Below are 20,502 nucleotides of genomic sequence, written 5' to 3' on the forward strand. Positions count from 1 at the left end.
CGCCTTGACCTGAACCTATGTGAAGGTTCCAGACTGGTCGAGTTCACCGGTTGTCGAACCCGAGGAGTGACATCGTGCAGGTAGTACAGGCAAAGGAATTCGGCGGACCCGGTGTCCTCGAGCTACGGGAGGTTCCGGTCCCGGAACCGGAAGCCGGCCAGGTCCTGATACGCGTCGCCGCGGCGGATGTGATGTTCCTCGATACCCGGTTGCGGTCGGGATGGGGCACCGACTACTTCGCCGTACAGCCACCGTACGTACCCGGCGGCGCTGTCGGCGGGGTCGTCACGGCCGTGGGATCGGGCGTCGACCCCGCGCTGCTCGGCACCCGGGTGACCGCACGGACCGTGGCCAGCGGCGTCGGCGGCGGGTTGCCCATCGGCGGCTACGCCGAGTACGCGCTCGCCGGTGCCGAGCAACTGAACCGGATACCGGACGGTGTGGGCATCGACCGGGCGACGGCGGTGGTCCACGACGGCCATACCGCGCTCGCGGCCTTCGAACGCGCCGCTATCCGGCCCGGGCAGCGGGTGCTGATCACGGCCGCGGCCGGTGGTCTCGGCACCCTGCTCACCCAGCTGGCCCACCGGGCGGGAGCCCAGGTGATCGCCGCCGCCCGCGGGGAAACGAAACTCGCGCTCACCCGGCGACTGGGGGCCGAGACCGCGATCGATTACTCCGAGATCGGCTGGACGGACCGAGCCCTGGCCGCGATCGGCGGCCGGGGACCCGATGTGGTGTTCGACGGCGCGGGCGGCGGCCCGGGCGATGCCGCGCTGCGGATCGTGGCCGGTGGCGGTCTCTTCATCGGATACGGAGCCGCGGCCGGTGAATTCGCCGCGGCGGGAAGCGACAGCGCCCGCGAGCGAGGGGTGGAGGTGCTGAGCCTGTACGACCTGAACATCGGCAACGACAGCCGGGCCCGCTACGCCACCCGGATCCTGGAACTGCTCGCCACCGAGCAGCTCGAGGTCGTCATCGGACAGACCTTCCCGCTCGCCGACGCCGCGGCGGCCCACGCCGCCATCGAGAACCGTTCCGCGCGCGGCCGCACCATGCTGCGGGTCTGACGTCCCGCCGCCGAATACTCCGCGACCGTTCCCGTTTCAGCCGATGATCTCGGCGTATCGGCGTTCGAGCGCGAGGATCAGCGCCCGGTCCGGCTCGCCACCCGAGCCGGCATCGAGCGAATCCACCAGCGCGTCCAGGCAGACGTGGTATCCGGCGGCAGTCCCCGAAATCCCGTGCGGCCCCGGGGTACCGAACCAGACCGTGCACAACAGCCGGGAACCGGCACCGTCGGGCACGATCTCGAACAGCAGATGCTCGTCATCCCAGCGGAATTCGAAGAGACGCGGCGGCTCCCAGGTCAAGATGCGACCCGGCAGTACCGGGTCCTCCGGTGCGACTCCCACTTCGGTCAGTTCTTCGCTCGCCCGCTCCACCGCTTCCGGCCAGAAACGGAACCGCACCTCGGCGCCCGGACGGCGCTCACCGATGATGTCCGCGGGGAACCAGTGCCGCAGATGTTCGGACTCGGTGAGCGCCCGCCAGACCTTCTCCGGTGAATGCGCCAGGATGCGTTCGTAGCGAGTGCCCACGCGATCGCCGTCGCGTAGGACTTCACCGAGACGCCGGGTCACGTCGGTCATGTCACTCCTTGGGTTCGTGGGGTCCTTCGTCGTCGGGCACCGTGTCCAGATACCGCTCGAATTCGTCGAGGCGATCGGCCCAGATCTCGCGGAACGGCGCCAGCCACAGATCGATTTCCCGCAGCCGGGCGGGCGCGAGACCGTAGTGCCGGCGCGGACCGTCCACCCGGACGCGCACCAGTGCCGCCGCATCGAGCATGCGCAGATGTTTCGACACATTGGGCTGGGCCGTGCCGAGCGCACCCACCAACTCACCGACGGTGCGCTCACCGTCGCGCAGCAGATCGAGAATCCGCCGCCGGGTGGGGTCGGCCAGTACCTCGAAGACATCGCGTACCACCCGGACAATATTTCCCTAGAGGAATATTCCTGTCAAGGCATATTGGACTCAGTGTTCCACGGACCTCTCGGCGGCCTCGCGTCGTAGGGTCGCGGCCACCATCCGGCCCACCCGAGCCGAGAATTCGCCGACCTGTGCCGCGGGCAGCTCTGCCGCCCGCGCCCGCGGCCGCTCGAAACTGCGCAGCGCCTCGCCCACCAACGCACCGAACCCGTCCCCGGCCGCCGCGATGGCCCGACCGGCTTCCCGTTTGGCCACCCAGCGGCCGGTGCGGCAGAAGTACACGGCCCGGCAGCCGTTGAGCACCCGATTGTCGGCGAGGTGCCCGGCACCGGACGCGTGCTCGCCGACGGACGCCGCCACCGCGGCGAGCAGGTCGAGCCGGCGCGGTGCGGCGAGAACCTCGTGCACCGGCCGTCCGAACAGCGGCAGCCCACTCTGGTGGGCGACCGCGCGATCGATCACATACCAGAACGCCGGTGCCCCCGCGGAATCGAATTCCGCGACGGCGGGCAGCAGCGGGCCGGTATTCAGGTTCAGCAGATAGCCGGGTTCCGGCGACCCCGACGCGGCGAAATCCGCGTCGTAGACCACCAGCTCCAGTCCGGCGGCTGGGCAATCGAACGCCGGGTGGGCCAGTGCGTCGGCGAGGTCGTGGACCAACCGCTCGGGCCCGCCGGGCGCCACGACCACCGTGATATCGATATCGCTGCGACCGTGCCGGTAATCCCCGAGGGCCAGGGACCCCACCGCGAACACGCTGAGAAGCCGATCGCCGTAGATGGCGTGGGTCCGCCGGACCAGTTCGGCCAGATAAGGCCCGACCTCGACCGGTATCGGCCGGGAAGGCACCGCCGCGCCGGGGCCGGTCACAGGTCGCGAGGGAAGCGTCCGGTCACGCGCAACACTCCTCGGCGTCGATCGGTCATATCGCCCAGGCTAGACCGTCACCGCCCGCGGCCGGTGCCCGTCCCCGGGCCGGCTCGAGCGTGCTCGGTGGCCTCGGCGACCGGCACGAAACCATCGACCCGGGCTGATGTCCCGGGTCGCATCCTCCCCGACCGGCGCGGTCCGGCACGGCCGGGCCGCCTCGGCCGGGGAGGATGCGGGAGGCTCCGGATTCCATCGTCGTGGTGCGGGATCCGGAACACTCCCCGGGCCGGGTCTCGAGTATCGGCGCACAGCCACTACCTCTTTCTCGTCGAGCGGTATCACCGCGATGATCAGCCGCGGACCCGGGTCAGGAACGCGGTGATGTTCTCCCGGATCTGCGCGATCCGGAATTCGGGATCGAAATCGTCGCGATAGGCACGGCCCATCGCGGGCGTTTTCTTCCGGCGGGCGTACAGCGAACACGCCAGATCGTCACACATATATGTCCCGGTCGAGTTGCCGCGCCGACCGGCCTCGCCCGCCTTCCGTGCCGTCATCAACACCACACCACCGTTGGCATGCGTGGTGGAGCAGATCGTGCACATCTGCGAACGCCGTGGTCCGCCGGTCTCGTACCGCAGTGCGATACCGGCCGGCCCGTGCTCCTCGGGGATCACGAGATAGGCGCGCCCGGCGGCTCCGGGATCGGGCCACCCCAGGAAGTCCAGGTCGTCCCAGGCTCGGTCGGCCAGGTCGGTGGGTATGGACAGACGTTTGGCCTCGCCCTTCGAGCAATTGACGAACGACGCTCTGATCTCGCGTTCGGTCAGGGGTTCCATGACACTGCATCTCCTTCGACAGTCGGGATGGACAAACCGCGACAATTTATCGACCACACGGCCGGCGGGCAATCGGTTTTCCGATGGTGACCGATGCGGGCCCGCGCGGAGCCGGGCGCCGCGCGCCGCCTGCTCCACGCGGCCACGGGCGGCACGGTGTCGGCCCGGAAACGTTCGGCCGAAAGTGCCGATCCGGACCCCGGGCACCGTCCTACAGTGGGAAGACCACAGCGGCGACAGGAGTTGGTTTGAGTGCGCGACGCCCGGTGTCGATCCTGATCATCGGCGCCGGATTCGGTGGTATCGGCGTGGCGATCGAGTTGCGCCGGCACGGATTCGACGACATCACCATCCTCGAAAAGGCCGAGGACCTCGGCGGCGTGTGGCGGGAGAACACCTACCCCGGCGCGGCCTGCGATGTGCCGTCTCCGCTGTACTCCTACTCCTTCGAGCAGAAGCCCGATTGGCCACAGCGGTACTCCGGTCAGGCCGCCATCCACGACTATCTGCGCAGTGTGACCCGCCGGCACGGCCTGCTGGAGCGGATCGAGTTCGGCGTCGCGGTCACCGACGCGGTGTTCGACGAGCAGGCCGGGAGCTGGACGGTGCACACCGCCGACGGCGGCCGGCGGACCGCGCAGGTGCTGATCTCCGCCGTCGGCCAGCTGTCGCGCCCGCAACTGCCGGCCATCCCGGGCGTCGGCAGTTTCCTAGGCCCGGCCTTCCATTCGGCCCTGTGGGATCACGCGGTCGACCTCACCGGGAAACGGGTGGCCTGTATCGGCACCGGTGCGAGCGCCATCCAGTACGTTCCACAGATCCAGCCCGTGGTCGAGCAGCTGACCCTGTTCCAGCGCACCGCCGCCTGGGTGCTGCCCAAGTTCGATACCGACTACTCCCCGGTCCAGCACAAGCTCTTCGCCAAGATCCCCGGCATGCTGCTGGTGGAGCGGCTCGGCTGGTGGCTCACCGCCGAGATCTCCTCGCTGGGTCTGGTGGAACTGCCGATCATCAGCCGTCTCGTCTCACGGATCGCCGCCCGGAACCTGACGGAGAACGTGGACGATCCCGAGCTGCGGGCCGTACTCACCCCCGACTATCCGATCGCCTGTAAACGCGTCCTGTTCTCCAGCGACTACTATCCGGCGCTCACCCGGCCCAATGTGGAAGTGACCACCTCGGATATCACCGAGATCACCCCGCAGGGTGTGCGGACCGCCGACGGCACCCTGCACGAAGTCGATGTGATCATCTACGGCACCGGGTTCAAGGGCACCGAGTTCCTGTGGCCGATGCGTATCACCGGCCGCGACGGGCGCGAACTGGCCGAGGTGTGGTCCGCGGGCGCGCACGCCTACTACGGGATCACGGTGCCCGAATTCCCGAACCTGTTCATGGTGTACGGACCCAATACGAATCTGGGCGTCGGGTCGATCATCTACATGATCGAATCGCAGTCCCGCTATATCCGGCAGGCGGTCGAGCTCCTCGCCGGCACCCCCGGCCATGTCCTCGAGGTCCGCGCCGATACCGAGCGCGCTTTCAACGACGCCCTGCAGAAACGCCTCGAACGCACGCCGTGGAACTTCTGCACGAGCTGGTACCGCAACGCGGCCGGCAAGATCACCAACAACTGGCCGGGTACGGTCACCCGGTACCGCCGCCGCGTGCGCAAACTCGACCCACGGGATTACACGCTGACACCCGCGGCATGACGCCCGGTCCGTCGGGCGATCATCCTCACATGTGCTCCTGATCTCTGGGCTCGGTGACGTCGCCCTGCCAGGCTGACCTCCGGGACCGAGGAGGTGGCGAAGGTGGCCGGAACACCACGCGGCTGGATTCCGGACGTGTTCGAGGCGGCCGCCCGCACGGCCGGATTCGAACTGGACGCGTCGCAGAATGCGGCCGCCGCCCGGCTGGTACAGCTCGGCGACGAGTTGTCGCGCCGCCGTGGGCTCTTCGGCTCGACACCGCACGGCGTATACGTCTGGGGACCGGTGGGGCGCGGTAAGAGCTGGCTGACCGATACCTTCTACTCGGCGGTGCCCATCACCGGAAAACGGCGCATGCACTTCCACGAGTTCTTCCGCGAATTCCACACCCGCTACGCCGCCCACCGCCACGAGAAACACGCCGGTGACCGCGCGGTCCGCGAACTACTCGGCGGCTCCCGGCTGGTTTGTTTCGACGAATTCCATGTCCATGATCCCGGCGACGCCACCATCATGGCCCGAGTCGTGCGATCGCTGCTCGCCCAGCGGATCACCCTGGTCGCCACTTCGAACTATCCGCCCACCGGTCTGCTGCCGAACCCGCTGTTCCATCATCTGATCGAACCGCTGGCCGCGACCCTGCACAGTGCACTGGATATCGTCGAGGTCGCGGGTCCCCGCGACTACCGGCGGGCTCGCCGGCCGGGAACATCCGCCGCCGAGTTCGCACGCGGCGGCTACCTCTGGCCCGGTGCCGACGCCCAGCTGGCGCGAGCCGGCCTGGTGCCGCCGGCCCCGGCCGAACGGCAGCGCGTCCGGATCGGTGCGCGCGCGGTGACCGCCCGGGCGGTGCGCGGCGACGCGGTCTGGTTCGATTTCACCGATCTCTGCGACGGTCCGTACTCGACCATCGACTACCTCGGCCTGGCCGACCGGTTCCGGGACTGGACGCTGTCGGGTCTGCCCCCGCTGGCCACCGCCGGCCGCGACGCCGCGCACCGTTTCGCCAACCTGGTGGACGTGCTGTGCGACCGGGACCGCCGCCTGCATCTCGTCGCCGCCGCGCCACTCACCGAATGCCTGACCGGTGATCACCTGCCGCCCGATATCCAGCGCACGGCCAGCCGCCTGGCGCTACTACCGGAGATCGGCGGCGCACCGGTCGCCGTGGCCGATCAGTAGTCGGGGAAGAGCCAGAGGTCCTGCGCCGCGGCCGCCCGCAGGAACGCGGCCAGCGACCGTACCCGGGTCAGCGCGTACCCGTCATCGCCGTCGTGGCCGAACAGCGGCACCGGCACCACGCCGCTCTCCGCCCGGACGAGCCATTCGTCGAGCCGTTTCAGCAGGCCCCGCACCTCCTCGGGGTCGAACAGCTCGTACAGGCCGAGTCCGAATTCGTCGGACACCCACTCGTCGTACACCTGCCCCCGGAAACCGGTCGGGTCACCGTCGGAAGGCCAGAACAGTCCACCGGTCGCGAACTCGCGCGGCAGCTCGCGGAAGGGTTCGAGTTCCGCCGGGCGAAGCCAGCCGAACTCGCCGCGTTCCGCCGGGGGCATCTCCTGTAACCGGCGGAAGGCCGCGTTGTCGATCACCCGGTCCTGGCTGGGCCGGACCGCGTACACATCGAGTCCCATGGGTCGAGCCTAAGGTGCCCGCCTACCACCCGCAGATCACACCTTCGGTCATTCCGGTCCGGGCGACGAAGCCGGCCGGCGGCCCGTCACGAACGGGTGCGCCGGCCGCCACGCGGGATGCCCCGGAACGGGACATCGTGGTCCGACCGCGCCTCGCGAGGCATCCCGAGTACGCGTTCGCTGATCACATTGCGGGCCATCTCGGTGGTGCCGCCGCCGATACAGCTCACCTGCCGCATCAGGAACACATCGCCGATATCGCCGAACTCGTCGGTCCAGATCGCACCGCCCGCGGTGGCGATCTCGTATTCGATGGTGGCTCGGCGTGATTCGGCGATACCGCGGAACAACCGGCCGATCGCGGCCGACTGGTCGGAGATACGGCCGGACGCCATACCGGCGCCGAGCCGCCGCTGGAGTTCGGTGCCGACGACCTCGAGCATATGGGCCTCCCCGATCAGATCACGGACTCCCGGCTCGTCGACGGTTCCGGCCCGGACGGTCCTCCGTGCGGCCTTGTGTCGGCTGGGGTGCAGCGCGGCGAACGCCGCGACGACGGACGGCCGAATCGGTGCCACTACCCGTCGGCGCTCCCAGAAGTCGATTACCGTACGTCGGGCCGCCTCCGCAATAGCCTGCGCCGATGATGCAGGTAGGAGGCCCGGCCGTACGGGCGCGCCGGGGATGAAGACTCTCTGTGGCAAAGGGTTTCGCGGCCGGCGGTGCGACTACCGATATCGTGTCCACATCACCGGCGACAGGGAGGGGGATTCGGGATGCTCGTCATTACCGACAAGCTCAGATCGGGCGCGGAGAGACGGGTTGTCGGCTGGCTCCGGAAATGGGAGGGGGACTACCGGGTTCCCGGAGTCGCGATCACGAACTGCTTCATCTCCGGACAGGAGGTGGACCTGGTCATCATCACCCCGTACACGACCGTGGTCGGAGAGGTCAAAGGTATCGACCCCGAGGTCACCGGCAGCGTCCTGCAGTGCACCACCAACAGCCGCTGGCGGGTTCCGGGCTCCGCGGGCGACCCGGTCAGCGTGCGGGACAACGACACCACCCCCTACGACCAGGTTCGCGACGGGGTGTTCAAACTGAAGGCCGCCGCCGGGCAGGTGGGCGGGAGCGCGTTCGTCACCGGTCTCGTGGTGGTGCTCCCGCCGCGCGGATCGACCATGCGGCTGGAGAAGAAGTCGGCACCGCCGCCGGGTTGCGATGTGCTGCTGTGCAATACCCAGAATCCGCTGCGCGCCTGGTTCCATCGCGCCCATCACCGCAGCGCCGTCGTCTGGACCGCGGAACAGGCCTACGCGGTGATCGAAGCGCTCGAATACGGCGACCGCACCACCATCGCCGAACTGGCCGAGGAGGGTTTCCCGCTGGATTCGGCCCTTCCCGCGATCGAACCGCTGCCGCCTTCCGCACCGGATCCGGTACCGGCCTCTCCCCGCGCCGTCGCACCGCCGCTGTCCGCGCCGGCCCGCGAAGCGGTTCCGCCGCCCGCGGTCGAGGCAGACAGCCCGTCCGCAGCGGCCCCGGCCGACCCCGCGCGCCCGCCGGAATCACCTGCCCCACCACTGCCGCCACTCGAGCCGCAACCGCAGCCCCGGCCGGCGACCGAACCGCTCCCGGAGCCGGAATCCACCGATCGGCGCCGGGCGCACTGGCAGACCGCGGCGGCATTCGCGGTGATCGCCGTTCTCGGTGGCGGGTTGTGGCTGGGGGCCCGCGGCGGGGGCGACGCTCCCGCACCCCGGGAGACCGGGAATCAGCAACAGACCAGCTCCGTCGCGGAGGTGCCCGCCGCCCCGCCGCAGCCCGCGGCGGGGGTCCCGCAACCGCCGCCGCGCCCCGCACCGCCGGCGACGCCGGTCTGCTACCCGTTCCAGCCGCGCTGCTGACCTGTCGAACCGCCGCGGACCCCGGTCGGTCTGTAGCCGATCCGCCGTCCGTCGACAGAAGCACTGTCACGCAGGCTTCCGAGATCGGGTCCTGACGGTCCGAACGCGATGACCGGCCGTGCGGCACCGGAGACCCGCGGTCTACTCCCCGCCCGCGGCCCCCGAACACCCCGCCGACGCGTACGGACCGGTGGAGGTCTGTTCGGAGACGAGCCGGCCGCCGATCAGGATCCGGCAGGTCACTTCCCCGCCGTCGCCGTCGTTGACCGCGATCAGCGAGACCATCGTGCCGAAACTTTCGATGAGCACATCCCGCCGCCACGGCAGTCCGGCCGCCGTTTCCCGGGCCATGCCGAGGTCGTGATCGAGGTAGGTGATCGAGACCTCGCCGGCCGTGCCCTCGACCTCGTAGCTCACCGCGACCTCGCGGTCGGCGTCCTCGCCGCCCTCGTTCGCGATCCCCGCCACCACCGCGACACACCCTCCGACCAGACAGAGGACCATCAGGACGAGCCCCGCGGCGGCCCACGGCCAGCGGGCCCGCCCGCGCCGGGACCGGCGGCCGGCGGGTGAGGGGCCGGCATCTGGGTCCTGCCGGTACGCGGGGGCCGGGGATTTTCCGGAGCGGCGCCGATGCTCGCCGGGCGGTTCGAGCAATGTGAACTCCTCGGGTCGGGGGACGGCCGGCGCACCACTAGGAGGTGGATCACATTCGTACAAATTGATGTTACATAGCTATTTATGCTGCTCAAAATCCCATTCCGCGGCTCCTAGGGCCCGCTCCCGCAGCCCTTGCCGTCCACCCCTCGGCGGGCAACGCGGGAGGGTCCGGCGGAAGAGACCGTGGACCGCGGGCAGCACCGGTGGGAAGCTCATAGATGACCGCATGCCGATTGCCGAGGACGGTGAGTCATGGGTGTCAGAGCGAACGGGGTGACGAGCCCGGAGAACATCCGGAACGTGGTACTCGTCGGAAGTAGCGGATCGGGTAAGACCACTCTGGTGGAGGCGCTGGCGCTGGCCACCGGCGCGGTGAACCGGGCGGGCCGGGTCGAGGACGGGACCTCGCTGTCGGACTACGACGAGATCGAGCAGCGAAAACACCGGTCCGTGCAGTTGTCTGTGGTGCCGGTCCGGTGGCACGGAGTGAAGATCAACCTCCTCGACACGCCGGGCTACGCGGATTTCGTCGGCGAACTGCGCGCCGGACTGCGGGCGGCCGACGCCGCACTGTTCGTGGTGTCGGCGGCCGACGGCGTAGAAGGCGTCGGCGGGGCGACCCGGGCCCTGTGGGAGGAATGCGCGAGCGTCGGCATGCCGCGGGCGATCGTGCTGACCCATCTGGACACCGCGCGCGCGGACTTCGAGGAGCTGCGCCGCACCTGCCAGGCGCTGCTCGGCGGCGCGTCGGCGGAGAACGTGCTGGCACTCCATCTGCCCGTGTACGGACCGGCGGGCGCGGACGGGCACCGCCCGGCCACCGGCCTGATGGAACTTCTCGAACAGCGGGTGGCCGACTACTCGGGTGGCGAGCGGACCTGGATCGATCCGGCGCCCGCCGATCGGTCCCTTGCCGACCAGGCCCGGGAGCGGCTCATCGAGGGCATCATCGCCGAGAGCGAGGACGAGACCCTCATGGACCGCTATGTGGGCGGGGAGCCGATCGAGCTCGCCACCCTGGTCACGGACCTGGAGCGCGCGGTGGCACGGGGTAGCTTCCATCCGGTTCTGTTCGCGGCGCCGGCCGCCGCCGACCGGCGGCACGGCCTGGGCACCCTCGAACTGCTCGACCTGATCACCGCGGGATTTCCCGGCCCGGCCGAGCACGCGGTACCGGCCCGGCGGCTCGCCGACGGGTCCACAGCGATCACCCTGCGCTGTGATCCCGCGGCCGATCTGGCCGCCGAGGTGGTCCGGACCTCGTCGGACCCGTACGTCGGCCGGGTCTCGCTGGTCCGCGTTTTCTCCGGCACGCTGCGCGCCGACGACACCGTCCACATCTGCGGGCACGGCGCGGGCGCCGAGCACGGCGACGACGAACGGATCGGCGGGCTCACTGCCCCGTTCGGCCGGGAACAGCGGCCGATGAGCGAGGCGGTGGCCGGTGATATCGCCTACGTGACCAAACTCGGCCACGCCCGGACCGGCGACACTCTCTCCGCTACCGGCGACCCGCTGCTCATCGATCCCTGGCCGATGCCGGAACCACTCCTGCCCACGGCCATCCGCGCGCACGGTAAGACGGACGAGGACAAGCTCCCGCAGGGGCTGGCGCGGCTGGTCGCCGAAGATCCCGCCCTGCGGGTGGAGAACAACGAACGAACGCATCAGCTGGTGCTGTGGTCGCTGGGGGAAGCACAACGCGATGTCGCACTGGAACGGTTGCGCAGCCGATTCGGCGTCGAGGTCGATGTGGAGGAGACCCGCGTCCCGCTGCGCGAAACATTCGCGGAGAAAGCAGGCGGGCGTGGGCGGCATGTGAAACAGTCCGGCGGGCACGGCCAGTACGCGGTCTGTGAGATCCGGGTGGAACCGCTCACCGAGGGATCCGGAATCGAGTTCGTGGACAAGGTGATCGGCGGCGCGGTGCCGCGGCAGTTCATCACCTCGGTGGAGAAGGGCGTGCGTGCCCAGGCCGAACGCGGGGTGAGCAGCGATAATCCGCTGGTCGATGTGCGGGTCACCCTGCTCGACGGTAAAGCGCATTCGGTCGACTCGTCCGACGCCGCCTTCCAGACCGCCGGAGCCCTGGCCCTGCGCGACGCGGCGGCGGGCAGCCGGATGGCGCTGCTCGAACCCATCGCGCTGGTGGAGGTCCGGGTTCCCGACGAGCACTTGGGCGCGGCCCTGACCGATCTGTCGGTGCGCCGCGCCCGGATACTGGGCACCGAGCCGGCCGATCCCGGACGCACACTGATCCGCGCCAAGGTACCGGAATCCGAACTCGTCCGCTACGCCACCGAACTGCGCTCGCTCACCCACGGTGTCGCCCAGTTCACCCGCGAATATCTGCGGCACGACCCGATGCCCGCCCAGCTGGCGGAGAAGGTCCGCGACCGGTCGCCCGCGGCCCGCGCCTGACGCGGGCCGGTGCCCCGGCCGGTCGGGCCCTGTCGCATCCCGGACCGTCCGCCCGACCGGGCACCGCCACCGTTCTGCCCTCGCCTCTCGCGGCAACGCGGCAACGCGGCAACGCGGCAACGCGGCAACCAAGGGCTACGCCGACTCCGGTGTAGCGCGCAACTCCTCGATCCGCTGCCGCAGCTGTTCGAGGAACTGCTCCGGGTCCGTGAATCCCGCGGGGTCGAGCGGGTTTCCGAAACGGACGGTCACCCGGCGGTGCCGGTCGAAGGCCGGACGGTCGCCGCGCAGTCGCCGCATCGGCATGACCTCATTCGTACCGACGGTGCCCACCGGCACGACCGGAACTCCGGTCGCCAGAGCCAGTTTCGCCACTCCCGGCTTGTACGGTTCCATCTCGCCCGGCCCCACCAGCCGACCCTCCGGGTAGATGAGGAGGACTCCCCCGTGGCGCAGGATCTGCTCGCCCTGGGCCAGCGCGGACTGTCCGGACACGCTGTCGCGGCGCACCACCGGGATCTGCCCGAGTCTCCGCACCAGCCAACCGACGACCGGCCACGACCACAGTTCGGCCATGGCGATGGCCACCGCCCGCCGGCGCAGCGCGCCCCACAGGAACACCGCGTCCAGCATGGAGATGTGGTTACTCGCCACGATCACCGGACCGGTGCGGGGTACCAATTCCCGCCCGATCACGGTGACGTGGACAAACTTCGACCACGCCAGTGCCCGCAGGACCCGCCGGACCAGTTTCGTGGTCACCCACGCCCGTTTACCGAGACCCCTGGGCCGCCCGGCTCTCTTCTCCATATCCACCCCGCCACTCGCTGCCGCCGCGTCCCGCGCGCCGGTACGGGTCCATCATCGTCGCGCAGTGCGGGGCAGCGGAACCGGGAAACTACTCACCGTCGGCTCCCGGCTCCCGGCTCCCGGCTCCCGATAGGACGGCTACCCTGGCATACCGGAGTCCAGCGACTCGATCTTGCGTTCGAGCACGAGACGTTCGCCCGCATTGGCGCAGCGCGCCACCGCCCGCTCCAGTTCCGCGCGTGCCTCGGTGTTCCGGCCCAGCCGGATGAGCAGTTCACCGCGCACGCTGGGCAGCAGGTGGGTATTCGCGAGTTCGCCCGCCGCCTCCAGCTCGTCCACGATCGGGAGGGCAGCCGCCGGCCCACGCGCCATGGCGACCGCCACCGCGCGGTTCACCTCGACAACCGGCGAAGGCGCCAGGCGGCCCAGTGCTTCGTAGAGCAGGACGATCCGATCCCAATCGGTGTCCCCGACCGACAGCGCGACCGCGTGGCACTCGGCGATCGCGGCCTGCAACCCGTAGAAGCCCAGCCCGCGCCGGGCCCGTTCGGCGCGGGCCAGGGCGGCCCGCCCGCGGCGGATCGCCGACCGGTCCCAGCGCCGGCGATCCTGGTCCTCCAGCAGGACCGGCTCCCCACCGGGTCCGGTGCGCGCCGGGAAACGGGCCGCGGTCAGCTCCAGGAGCGCCAGCAGACTGTGCGCCTCCGGCTCGTCCGGGACCAACCGGCTCAGCACGCGGGCCAGCCGCTGGGCCTCGGCGGCCAGGTCGAACCGGATGAGATCGGTACCGGAACTGGCCGACGACCCTTCCGTGAAGATCACGTAGATCACCCGCAGCACCGAGACCAGGCGGGCCGAGCGGTCCGCGGCCGGCGGGATCTCGAACGGCACCCGCGCCGCGGCCAGGGTTTTCTTGGCCCGGGTGATCCGCGCCTGGACCGTGGCCGTCGGGACCAGGAAGGCGCGGGCGATCTCGTCGCTGGTCAGACCACCGATCACGCGGAGGGTGAGCGCCAGCCGCGCCTCCGGGGAGAGCACCGGATGGCAGGCGACGAACATCAGGGCGAGCACATCGTCGTCGATGCGATCCGGATCCCACAGGATCTGCTCGCCCCGCGCCGGGTCCGCCGGATCGCTGCCCGCGGCGACGCCGCCCTCACCCAGGTCCCGGGCGAGAGCGGCGTACCGATCGTCGAGGGCGGCGCGCCGCCGGAATCCGTCGACCGCGCGCCGGCGGCCGACGGTGAGAAGCCAGCCCGCGGGATTGCGGGGCACCCCATCACGCGGCCAGTTCACCAGGGCCTCGGCCAGGGCTTCCTGGGCGAGATCTTCGGCGAGGCCGAAATCCCCGGTGTAGCGGGCGAGCGCACCGACGATCCGCGCCGATTCGATCCGCCACACCGCGGCCACCGCGGCCCGGCCCTCGTGCACTGTCACGGCCGCCGATCAGAGCTGGCCGGTGGCTTCACGCCAGGCCCGCTCCTTCTGGATCCAGATATTGTCCTGGGGGAATTCGTCGATGGTGGGGACCCGGCGGATCTCGGTCTTGAAACCCGCGCCCGTCATCGGCATCCGTTTGGCCCATTCCACGGCCTCTTCCTTGGACGCGACGTTCAGGATGTAGTACCCGTTGAACAGTTCCTTGGTCTCCCCGTACGGCCCGTCGGTCACCACCGGATCCGCCGACGAATAGTCGACGACGACCCCCTCGGCAGCGTCTTCGAGGCCCTCCGCGGCGAGCAGCACCCCGGCCCGGATCAGTTCGTCGTTGAACTTGCCGATCGTCTCCAGCATGTCGGTGAAGTCGATATCGCCCATCGCGGCGAAGGCTTCGTCGGTGGCGCGCATGATCAGCATGTATTTCACGGTTCGGTCTCCTTGTCTCGGGGTCCCTCCTGGACCCTTTCACCCATAGGTCGAACGGGGTGTCCGGCGGATCGACAACCCGCCGGATATTTTTTCCCGAAAGTCGCGACTCGGTTCCGTTTCGTCGTCGAAGCGGTTCGAACGCCCTGGCCGGTGGCATACTTTTCGATCAGGACAAAGGAATCGAAGTGTGGCGTATGAGGGCGTCACCGGCGATCAGTTCTCGAGGTCCGGTATGGCCCCTCCCATCCGAAGGGAGTTGTTATGACCACCGACCCCGCAGCACCGACGTCCGGAAGGCCCGGCACCACCGGGGCACATGCGGCATCGACCGCCGATAATTCCACCAAACAGGCTGTCGCGACCGGCACCTCCATCGCGGCGGCGGCGCTGCTGCTCGTCGCCGGGTTCATCACCCTGTTCCAAGGCATCTCGGCGGCCGCCAACGACGACGTATTCGTCGCCGGACCCAACTATGTCTACGAACTGGACCTGACCAGCTGGGGCTGGATCCATATCGTCTTCGGCATCCTGTTGATCCTGGCCGGCCTGGCGCTGATGACCGGGGCACTGTGGGCGCGGATCGTCGCAATCGGCCTGGCCGCCCTGTCCATCATCGTCAACTTCCTGTGGATCCCCTGGTATCCGCTGTGGTCGATCCTGATCATCGCCATCGATATCGTGATCATCTGGGCCATCGCCACCTGGCGGCCCGAACGGGTCTGAACCGATACCGACCGGACCGGCGTCACAGCGCGCCGGTCCGGTCGGCACCAATCCGAACCCGGCCGAACCGCCACCGAGCTCGCCGGACGTGCCGCGCGGGGTTTCGACGCGGTGGTCTTCCTGGTCGGCGCGAAACAGGCCGCGGCGGCGATGGAACTGTTCGGCGCCGCGGATCGTGGTCTGAGCGGTGCCGGCCGGCACCGGTCACCGCTCGCTGCCCGCCCGGTCGGCGGTGAGGAAGTCGGCCATTGCCGCCGCGACGGCCGCGGGCCGGTCCAGCATGGACAGCACATAGGCGTCGGATATCTCCACCAGCCGGGCGCGGGGGATGAGTTCCGCGAGGCGGCGGCCGTGCTCGCGGGGCATGACCTTGCCGGCCGACGACCAGAGGATCAGGGCGTCGCCGGTGAACCGGCGCAGTGCCTCGGTGTTCGCGATCAGTTCGCGGGCGTGGAAACCGGACCGCGTATAGGCGAGCAGGTCTCGGCGGATGCGACGGTCCCGCAGGCCCGGCTCGGTCCAGCCGCGCACGAGTTCGTCCGGCAGCGGTTCACGAGCCATCCAGCCGAAGAGCAGCGGCAGGCTGCGCAGCCGGCGGATCCGCAGCTGCCGCAGGGCGAGCACGACACCACCGGGCAGACGAGTCGCGACCGTCGCCGTCTTGCCCGGCAGGCCGGGCGGGAAGTTGTCGAACGCTTCGCAGGGCAGCACGATCAGCCGGCCGACCCGGTCGTCCAGCCCGTAGGCGGTGAGGAACAGGGCCCCGCCCCAGTCGCTGTGCACCAGGACCACATCGTCGAGGCCCAGTGCCGCGAGGAATTCGGCGACCAGCCGGTTCAGCCCGCGCAGGCTCAGGTCGGTCCCCGGTTCGAGCGGGATCGGATGCGCGCCCAGCGGTAGGTCGGGCCGGATGTACCGGAAACCGGGCGGGAGCAGGTCCAGTACCGGGTCCCATACGGTGTGGTTCATCAGCAGGCCGTGCAGGAGCACCACCGGCGGCCCCTCCCCCTGCTCCACGTAGTGCACCCGACCTGCGGGAATCTGTACCGTCGGCATCCGCTGACCCCTTTCGAGCGATCGCTCTAGAGTGATTGCTCTAGTCTGGAACGGTGACGGAGAAGATGTCAACCAGCACTCGTGACCGGTTGATCACCGCGACCGCCGAACTGCTGCGCACCCGCGGCTACAGCGGCACCGGCGTCAAACAGATCACCGTGTCGGCGGGTGTACCGATGGGATCGCTCTACCACCATTTCCCCGGTGGTAAGCCCGAACTCGCCGCCGCCGCGCTGCGGGCGGCCGGGGCCGCTTACGGCGAACTGATCCCACTGTTGCTCACCCCCTACCCGGATCTGCGCGACGCCCTCCCGGCGGCCTTCGCCGCGGCGGCCGAGCAGATCGAGCAGACCGGGTGGATCAATATGTGCCCGGTGGGGACGGTCGCCGGGGAGATCGCCGACGCCGAGCCCGCGCTACGGGAGGTCCTCGCCGAGATCATCGGTGACTGGATCACCGGCGGCACCGCGTATTTCGCCGAGCGCGGACTGCCGCCGGATACCGCACGCGAGTTGATCCTCGGTATCGTCACCGCACTCGAAGGGGCTTTCGTCCTGAGCCGCACCCTGCGGTCCACCGAACCGCTGCTGGCCGCGGGCCGCGCCATGAGCGCGCGGCTCACCGAGTTGCTCTCCGCCCCGGAACGCACCGGCGCCGTCGACACCGCACCGGGGTAGCCGGACTCGGGGCGACCGACGCGCCGCGCCATGGGCACGAGTCGACGGCCGCTGCCGCCCGCCGCAGAAAGACCGGCCGCCGGTCGACACCGAACAGGACGACCGGATAGCGGCGGGTCCGGGCGAGGTCGAGCAGCCGGTCGGTCTTCTGGTGACCGTGAAACGTAGCGTGCAAGCCCGGTCCTTCAGGGCCGGGATCCGCGCCCGCGAACATGTGCATGCGGCCGGGGTGAAGCTGTCGGATACCGAGGTTCAGCGGCGGGTGGTCACCGAGGCCGAACGGACCGCGCAGCGGTCGTGGCCGGCCGGGTTGTCGTCGGTGGTGTTGGTGCATGCCTGCCAGGACGCCCGTACCGCGTACTGAACTGGTTCGACTCCCTGTCCGGGAAACGGAAGGGCCCGGGCCTCGGCAAACCACGGTTGCGGTCTCGGAAGGACCGCCGTCGAACGATCCGGCTCACCCGCAACGGTTTCAGTGTGCGAGCGAATCGGAAGTTGTATGTGGCCGAGGTCGGGGAACTGAAGGTTGCGTGATCCGGCTCCCACGCGGGCCGGGGACGACGCTACAGCGCCGCCCCACCGCGTCCGCGATGCGGTACCCGCCCGTCATCTCTTTTCGGACTGCCCGGATTCGACGCCCTTCACCACGGCACGGTCCATGAACCCGAACAGGTAGCCCGCCACCCGCCGCATCTGGATCTCCTCCGCGCCCTCGGTGATGCGGTACCGGCGATGATGACGGTAGATGTGCTCGAACGGGGTGTAGCGCGAATACCCGAGTCCGCCGTGCACCTGCATGGCGCGGTCGGCGGCCTCACAGCACAGCCGGTTCGCCCAGTAGTTGCACATCGATACCTGCTCCGACACCGCGAACGTCCCGTAGGTGTCCATGGACCATGCGGTCTTGTGCACCAGCGCCCGCAGCATCTCGCACTGGGTGTGCAGTTCCACCAACTGGAACTGGATGGCCTGATTCGACGACAGCGGTGTGCCGAACGGTTTGCGCTCATTGGCGTAGGCCACCGCGCGATCCACGCAGTACTGGGCGGCACCGAGGCTGGACGCGGCCTGCCGGATACGGTTCTCGTTGAAGAAATGCTGGACCACGGCCAGCCCGCGGCCCTCCCGCCCGAAGATCGCCGAATCCGGGACGCGCACGTCGGTGAGCGAGACGCGGGCGTGGTCGGTGGGCATATTGAAGGTCCACAGGTACTCTTCGACCCGGAATCCCGCGGTATCGGTGGGCACCAGGAACGCCGTGATGCCCCGGCCGTCGCCCGCGGCGCCGGAGGTGCGCGCGAAGATGAGGTCGGCGTCGGCGAGGTGCACGCCGGTGTTCCAGGTCTTGGTGCCGTTGATGACCCAGTCGTCGCCGTCGCGGACGGCGGTCGTCTCCATATGGGTGGCGTCGGAGCCGTGTTCGGGTTCGGTGATACCGAAGGCGAAGAACCGGGTGCCGGCGGCCAGACCGTCCACCCACTGCGCCTTCTGCTCTGCGGTGCCGTACTCCAGCATCAGCAGCAGGCCGACATTGTTCGCGACGATCGCGTGCTCGTTCTGCAGATCGCAGTGCAGGCCGAGACCGCGGCGGGCCAGATGTTCCCGGATGACGGCCATCCCGAGATTGGTGCCGTCGCGGCCACCGAACTCCTTCGGGAAGGCGTAGCGGTAATGGCCGGCGGCGTCGGCGCGGCGGCGGGATTCGGCCAGCAACGCCTCCCAGTCCTCGGTGGGCAGTCCGTCACGCTCCCAATCGGTGCGGGCGTCCTCGCGGCGATGATCGAAGAACCGGATGTTGTCGTCGGCCTGTTCGAGCGGCCGGATCTCGCGTTCGATGAACTCGTCGAGTTCGGTGAGATAGGCCGACAGGTCGGCGGGCAACTCGAAATCCACGGTCTCTCCTATGCTTTCACGCGGGGACGGATCTGCATGAGCAGGTCCCATTCGATCTCCGATACGCGGCGCCCGCTGGCGGCCATGACGATGTCGCGGACGGTGCCGTCGAGGTGGGCGGCCGCCTGCTGGGCCAGCCCCACCCCCCAGTACAGCGTGCCCATGACCTTCCACCAGCGGTACCGGTCGAGATCGAAGGTTCCGCCCGCCTCCTCGTAGGCACCCACGAAGGTGTCGCGGTCGGCGAAACCGCCGAACTCCCACTCGTCCTCCCGGAAACGCCACATCCGCAGCGCGGGCCAGGCGACGTCCCGCATGGGGTCGCCGAACCGCTGGGTTCCCTCCCAGTCCAGTACCGCGCGCAATCCGTCGGCGTCGATGATCAGGTTGCCGTTGCGCATATCGGTGTGGACGAGCGCGGGTGCGGGCGGCGGTCCGGGCAATCGCTTCTCGAGCCAGCGCAGGGCCAGGGAGAAGACGGGACGGTCGGCGAGCAGCGCGCGGGCGGCGGCCTCGACCTCGGCCAGGTGTTCGGCAGCCGGGTCGGCGCCGGCGGCCGGTACCGACTCCGGCGCGGCGGCCGGGTCGATACTGTGCAACCGGGCCATGGCCGCGCCCCACTGGCGGGCGGTCCGCGCCGCGTTGCCGGACGCGGCGAGCGTGCGTAACACTCTGCGCGGCACCGTTTCTCCGTCGATATGCGCGGAGACGACGAACGGTTCGCCGACGTAGCGCGTATCGGTGCAGACCGCCACCACCGCCGGTACCGGTACGCCGTGCGCGCGGGCCAGTTCGCGGACCCCGGCCTCGCCGTCGACCGGCATCAGTTCGACGGCGGGCGGCACGATGGTCGCCACCAGCCGCCGCGGCGTCTGCGCGACGGTGGCGGTGAAGGCGATATTGCGGCGGCGTGCTCCGGCGGAGAGGAACCGGAAATCGGTGATCGTGACCGGACCGCCGAGCGCGCCGGTCAGGTAGTCGGTCAGGCCCCCGACCGGATCGGCGCTCATTCGCCCTCCCAGCTGTCGTAGCCGGGTTTGGCTATGGCGAGGTCGGCGCGGACCACTTCGGTGAGCGCCTGCCACAGCGCGTCGTCGTCGCCGACCGGGACCGCCGCGAGCAGTTCCTGTTCCCGGGCCGCCGCCGCGGGCCCGAGTTCGGCCTCGCGGCCGAGGATGCGGGCCAGATTCGCGCCGACCCGCGCGCGGTGCTGCAGGTCGGGCGGGAGGGCGGGCAGCAGCGTGTCCTCCAGCAATTCGGCGAGTGATTCCAGCAGCTCGGCTGCCGTCGGGCGGTTCTGCACTACGGCTCCCCTCGGTCGGTTGCGGCTCGGCGGGACGGGGCCGGCGGCGGCGCGAACGGCTGACGAGCGACCACGGTCCGACCTCCTTGTCGTCGCTACGGGCGAGCGGTGAGACAAACAGTAGAGG

General features: G+C 69.8%; 22 protein-coding genes. 8 read left to right on the forward strand and 14 right to left on the reverse strand.

Going from position 1 to position 20,502, the window contains the following annotated elements; genetic code table 11:
- Positions 1–74 precede the first annotated feature (74 nt).
- Positions 75–1,070, forward strand: a complete 996-nt coding sequence (locus AB0H42_RS17755; RefSeq protein ID WP_357056872.1) for a zinc-binding dehydrogenase — start codon at positions 75–77, stop codon at positions 1,068–1,070.
- Between the two features lie 36 nt (positions 1,071–1,106).
- Here the strand turns inward: AB0H42_RS17755 and AB0H42_RS17760 are convergent, their stop codons facing one another.
- The 4 genes from AB0H42_RS17760 to AB0H42_RS17775 all read right to left on the reverse strand — a co-directional run bounded on the left by AB0H42_RS17760 (position 1,107) and on the right by AB0H42_RS17775 (position 3,704).
- Positions 1,107–1,652: an SRPBCC domain-containing protein gene (locus AB0H42_RS17760; RefSeq protein ID WP_357056875.1), complete on the reverse strand. Its 546-nt coding sequence runs from the start codon at positions 1,650–1,652 to the stop codon at positions 1,107–1,109.
- 1 nt (position 1,653) lies between these two features.
- Complete coding sequence (locus tag AB0H42_RS17765; RefSeq protein ID WP_357056878.1) at positions 1,654–1,992, reverse strand: metalloregulator ArsR/SmtB family transcription factor; 339 nt, start codon at positions 1,990–1,992, stop codon at positions 1,654–1,656.
- A gap of 48 nt (positions 1,993–2,040) precedes the next feature.
- On the reverse strand, positions 2,041–2,865 hold the full coding sequence (locus AB0H42_RS17770) for an aminoglycoside adenylyltransferase domain-containing protein (RefSeq protein ID WP_357056880.1): 825 nt from the start codon (positions 2,863–2,865) through the stop codon (positions 2,041–2,043).
- Between the two features lie 350 nt (positions 2,866–3,215).
- Positions 3,216–3,704, reverse strand: coding sequence for an FBP domain-containing protein (locus AB0H42_RS17775; RefSeq protein WP_357056883.1), 489 nt, complete (start codon positions 3,702–3,704; stop codon positions 3,216–3,218).
- Positions 3,705–3,952: 248 nt separating this feature from the next.
- Between AB0H42_RS17775 and AB0H42_RS17780 the strand changes: the two genes are divergently transcribed.
- Together AB0H42_RS17780 and zapE are read left to right on the forward strand one after the other, a co-directional pair.
- Positions 3,953–5,419, forward strand: a complete 1,467-nt coding sequence (locus AB0H42_RS17780; protein ID WP_357056886.1) for an NAD(P)/FAD-dependent oxidoreductase — start codon at positions 3,953–3,955, stop codon at positions 5,417–5,419.
- Between the two features lie 102 nt (positions 5,420–5,521).
- Positions 5,522–6,601, forward strand: coding sequence for a cell division protein ZapE (gene zapE, locus AB0H42_RS17785; RefSeq protein ID WP_357056889.1), 1,080 nt, complete (start codon positions 5,522–5,524; stop codon positions 6,599–6,601).
- Here zapE and AB0H42_RS17790 read toward each other — a convergent pair.
- Positions 6,595–7,056: a hypothetical protein gene (locus AB0H42_RS17790; protein ID WP_357056891.1), complete on the reverse strand. Its 462-nt coding sequence runs from the start codon at positions 7,054–7,056 to the stop codon at positions 6,595–6,597. The genes zapE and AB0H42_RS17790 overlap by 7 nt on opposite strands.
- An 86-nt stretch (positions 7,057–7,142) precedes the next feature.
- Positions 7,143–7,634: a hypothetical protein gene (locus tag AB0H42_RS17795; protein ID WP_357056894.1), complete on the reverse strand. Its 492-nt coding sequence runs from the start codon at positions 7,632–7,634 to the stop codon at positions 7,143–7,145.
- A gap of 198 nt (positions 7,635–7,832) precedes the next feature.
- On the opposite strand from AB0H42_RS17795, the gene AB0H42_RS17800 reads away from it, so the two are divergent.
- Complete coding sequence (locus AB0H42_RS17800) at positions 7,833–8,963, forward strand: NERD domain-containing protein (protein WP_357056896.1); 1,131 nt, start codon at positions 7,833–7,835, stop codon at positions 8,961–8,963.
- A 141-nt stretch (positions 8,964–9,104) separates the two neighbouring features.
- Here AB0H42_RS17800 and AB0H42_RS17805 read toward each other — a convergent pair whose 3' ends face one another.
- Positions 9,105–9,620, reverse strand: coding sequence for an MmpS family transport accessory protein (locus AB0H42_RS17805; RefSeq protein WP_357056899.1), 516 nt, complete (start codon positions 9,618–9,620; stop codon positions 9,105–9,107).
- A gap of 255 nt (positions 9,621–9,875) precedes the next feature.
- Between AB0H42_RS17805 and AB0H42_RS17810 the strand changes: the two genes are divergently transcribed.
- Positions 9,876–12,044 (forward strand): elongation factor G-like protein EF-G2, encoded by a 2,169-nt coding sequence (locus AB0H42_RS17810; RefSeq protein ID WP_357056902.1) that lies wholly within the window; start codon positions 9,876–9,878, stop codon positions 12,042–12,044.
- A gap of 135 nt (positions 12,045–12,179) precedes the next feature.
- Here AB0H42_RS17810 and AB0H42_RS17815 read toward each other — a convergent pair whose 3' ends face one another.
- From AB0H42_RS17815 to AB0H42_RS17825, 3 genes are all read right to left on the reverse strand, one after another.
- On the reverse strand, positions 12,180–12,806 hold the full coding sequence (locus AB0H42_RS17815) for a lysophospholipid acyltransferase family protein (RefSeq protein WP_357056905.1): 627 nt from the start codon (positions 12,804–12,806) through the stop codon (positions 12,180–12,182).
- Positions 12,807–12,992: 186 nt separating this feature from the next.
- Positions 12,993–14,291 (reverse strand): DUF6596 domain-containing protein, encoded by a 1,299-nt coding sequence (locus tag AB0H42_RS17820; protein ID WP_357056908.1) that lies wholly within the window; start codon positions 14,289–14,291, stop codon positions 12,993–12,995.
- A gap of 9 nt (positions 14,292–14,300) precedes the next feature.
- Positions 14,301–14,720: a YciI family protein gene (locus AB0H42_RS17825; protein ID WP_030520953.1), complete on the reverse strand. Its 420-nt coding sequence runs from the start codon at positions 14,718–14,720 to the stop codon at positions 14,301–14,303.
- 264 nt (positions 14,721–14,984) lie between these two features.
- Here AB0H42_RS17825 and AB0H42_RS17830 point away from each other — a divergent pair, with 264 nt between their 5' ends.
- A complete protein-coding gene (locus tag AB0H42_RS17830; protein WP_357056910.1) occupies positions 14,985–15,446 on the forward strand; it encodes a hypothetical protein in 462 nt (153 codons plus the stop codon).
- A 204-nt stretch (positions 15,447–15,650) separates the two neighbouring features.
- On the opposite strand, the gene AB0H42_RS17835 is transcribed toward AB0H42_RS17830, so the two are convergent.
- The gene (locus AB0H42_RS17835) at positions 15,651–16,502 is read right to left on the reverse strand and encodes an alpha/beta hydrolase (protein ID WP_357056913.1); all 852 of its coding nucleotides are present in this window, start codon (positions 16,500–16,502) and stop codon (positions 15,651–15,653) included.
- Positions 16,503–16,567: 65 nt separating this feature from the next.
- On the opposite strand from AB0H42_RS17835, the gene AB0H42_RS17840 reads away from it, so the two are divergent.
- Together AB0H42_RS17840 and AB0H42_RS17845 are read left to right on the forward strand one after the other, a co-directional pair.
- Positions 16,568–17,179, forward strand: a complete 612-nt coding sequence (locus tag AB0H42_RS17840; RefSeq protein ID WP_357056916.1) for a TetR/AcrR family transcriptional regulator — start codon at positions 16,568–16,570, stop codon at positions 17,177–17,179.
- Between the two features lie 157 nt (positions 17,180–17,336).
- Positions 17,337–17,543, forward strand: coding sequence for a hypothetical protein (locus tag AB0H42_RS17845; protein ID WP_357056919.1), 207 nt, complete (start codon positions 17,337–17,339; stop codon positions 17,541–17,543).
- Positions 17,544–17,785: 242 nt separating this feature from the next.
- Here the strand turns inward: AB0H42_RS17845 and AB0H42_RS17850 are convergent, their stop codons facing one another.
- From AB0H42_RS17850 to AB0H42_RS17860, 3 genes are read right to left on the reverse strand one after another with little or no spacing between them, the layout of a single operon-like run.
- On the reverse strand, positions 17,786–19,072 hold the full coding sequence (locus tag AB0H42_RS17850; protein ID WP_357056922.1) for an acyl-CoA dehydrogenase family protein: 1,287 nt from the start codon (positions 19,070–19,072) through the stop codon (positions 17,786–17,788).
- Positions 19,073–19,080: 8 nt separating this feature from the next.
- On the reverse strand, positions 19,081–20,082 hold the full coding sequence (locus AB0H42_RS17855) for a phosphotransferase family protein (protein WP_357056925.1): 1,002 nt from the start codon (positions 20,080–20,082) through the stop codon (positions 19,081–19,083).
- Positions 20,079–20,375, reverse strand: a complete 297-nt coding sequence (locus tag AB0H42_RS17860; protein WP_063059055.1) for a DUF6285 domain-containing protein — start codon at positions 20,373–20,375, stop codon at positions 20,079–20,081. The genes AB0H42_RS17855 and AB0H42_RS17860 overlap by 4 nt, the downstream gene beginning before the upstream one ends.
- Between the last annotated feature and the right edge of the window lie 127 nt (positions 20,376–20,502).

The organism is Nocardia sp. NPDC050799, from assembly GCF_040654015.1.
GTDB lineage: Bacteria > Actinomycetota > Actinomycetes > Mycobacteriales > Mycobacteriaceae > Nocardia.

Coding starts and splice junctions, on each gene's coding strand:
- AB0H42_RS17760 (WP_357056875.1), bottom strand. CDS start 1,652: ATGACCGACGTGACCCGGCGTCTCGGTGAAGTCCTACGCGACGGCGAT.
- AB0H42_RS17790 (WP_357056891.1), bottom strand. CDS start 7,056: ATGGGACTCGATGTGTACGCGGTCCGGCCCAGCCAGGACCGGGTGATC.
- AB0H42_RS17775 (WP_357056883.1), bottom strand. CDS start 3,704: ATGGAACCCCTGACCGAACGCGAGATCAGAGCGTCGTTCGTCAATTGC.
- AB0H42_RS17830 (WP_357056910.1), top strand. CDS start 14,985: ATGACCACCGACCCCGCAGCACCGACGTCCGGAAGGCCCGGCACCACC.
- AB0H42_RS17855 (WP_357056925.1), bottom strand. CDS start 20,082: ATGAGCGCCGATCCGGTCGGGGGCCTGACCGACTACCTGACCGGCGCG.
- AB0H42_RS17810 (WP_357056902.1), top strand. CDS start 9,876: ATGGGTGTCAGAGCGAACGGGGTGACGAGCCCGGAGAACATCCGGAAC.
- AB0H42_RS17800 (WP_357056896.1), top strand. CDS start 7,833: ATGCTCGTCATTACCGACAAGCTCAGATCGGGCGCGGAGAGACGGGTT.
- AB0H42_RS17835 (WP_357056913.1), bottom strand. CDS start 16,502: ATGCCGACGGTACAGATTCCCGCAGGTCGGGTGCACTACGTGGAGCAG.
- AB0H42_RS17840 (WP_357056916.1), top strand. CDS start 16,568: ATGTCAACCAGCACTCGTGACCGGTTGATCACCGCGACCGCCGAACTG.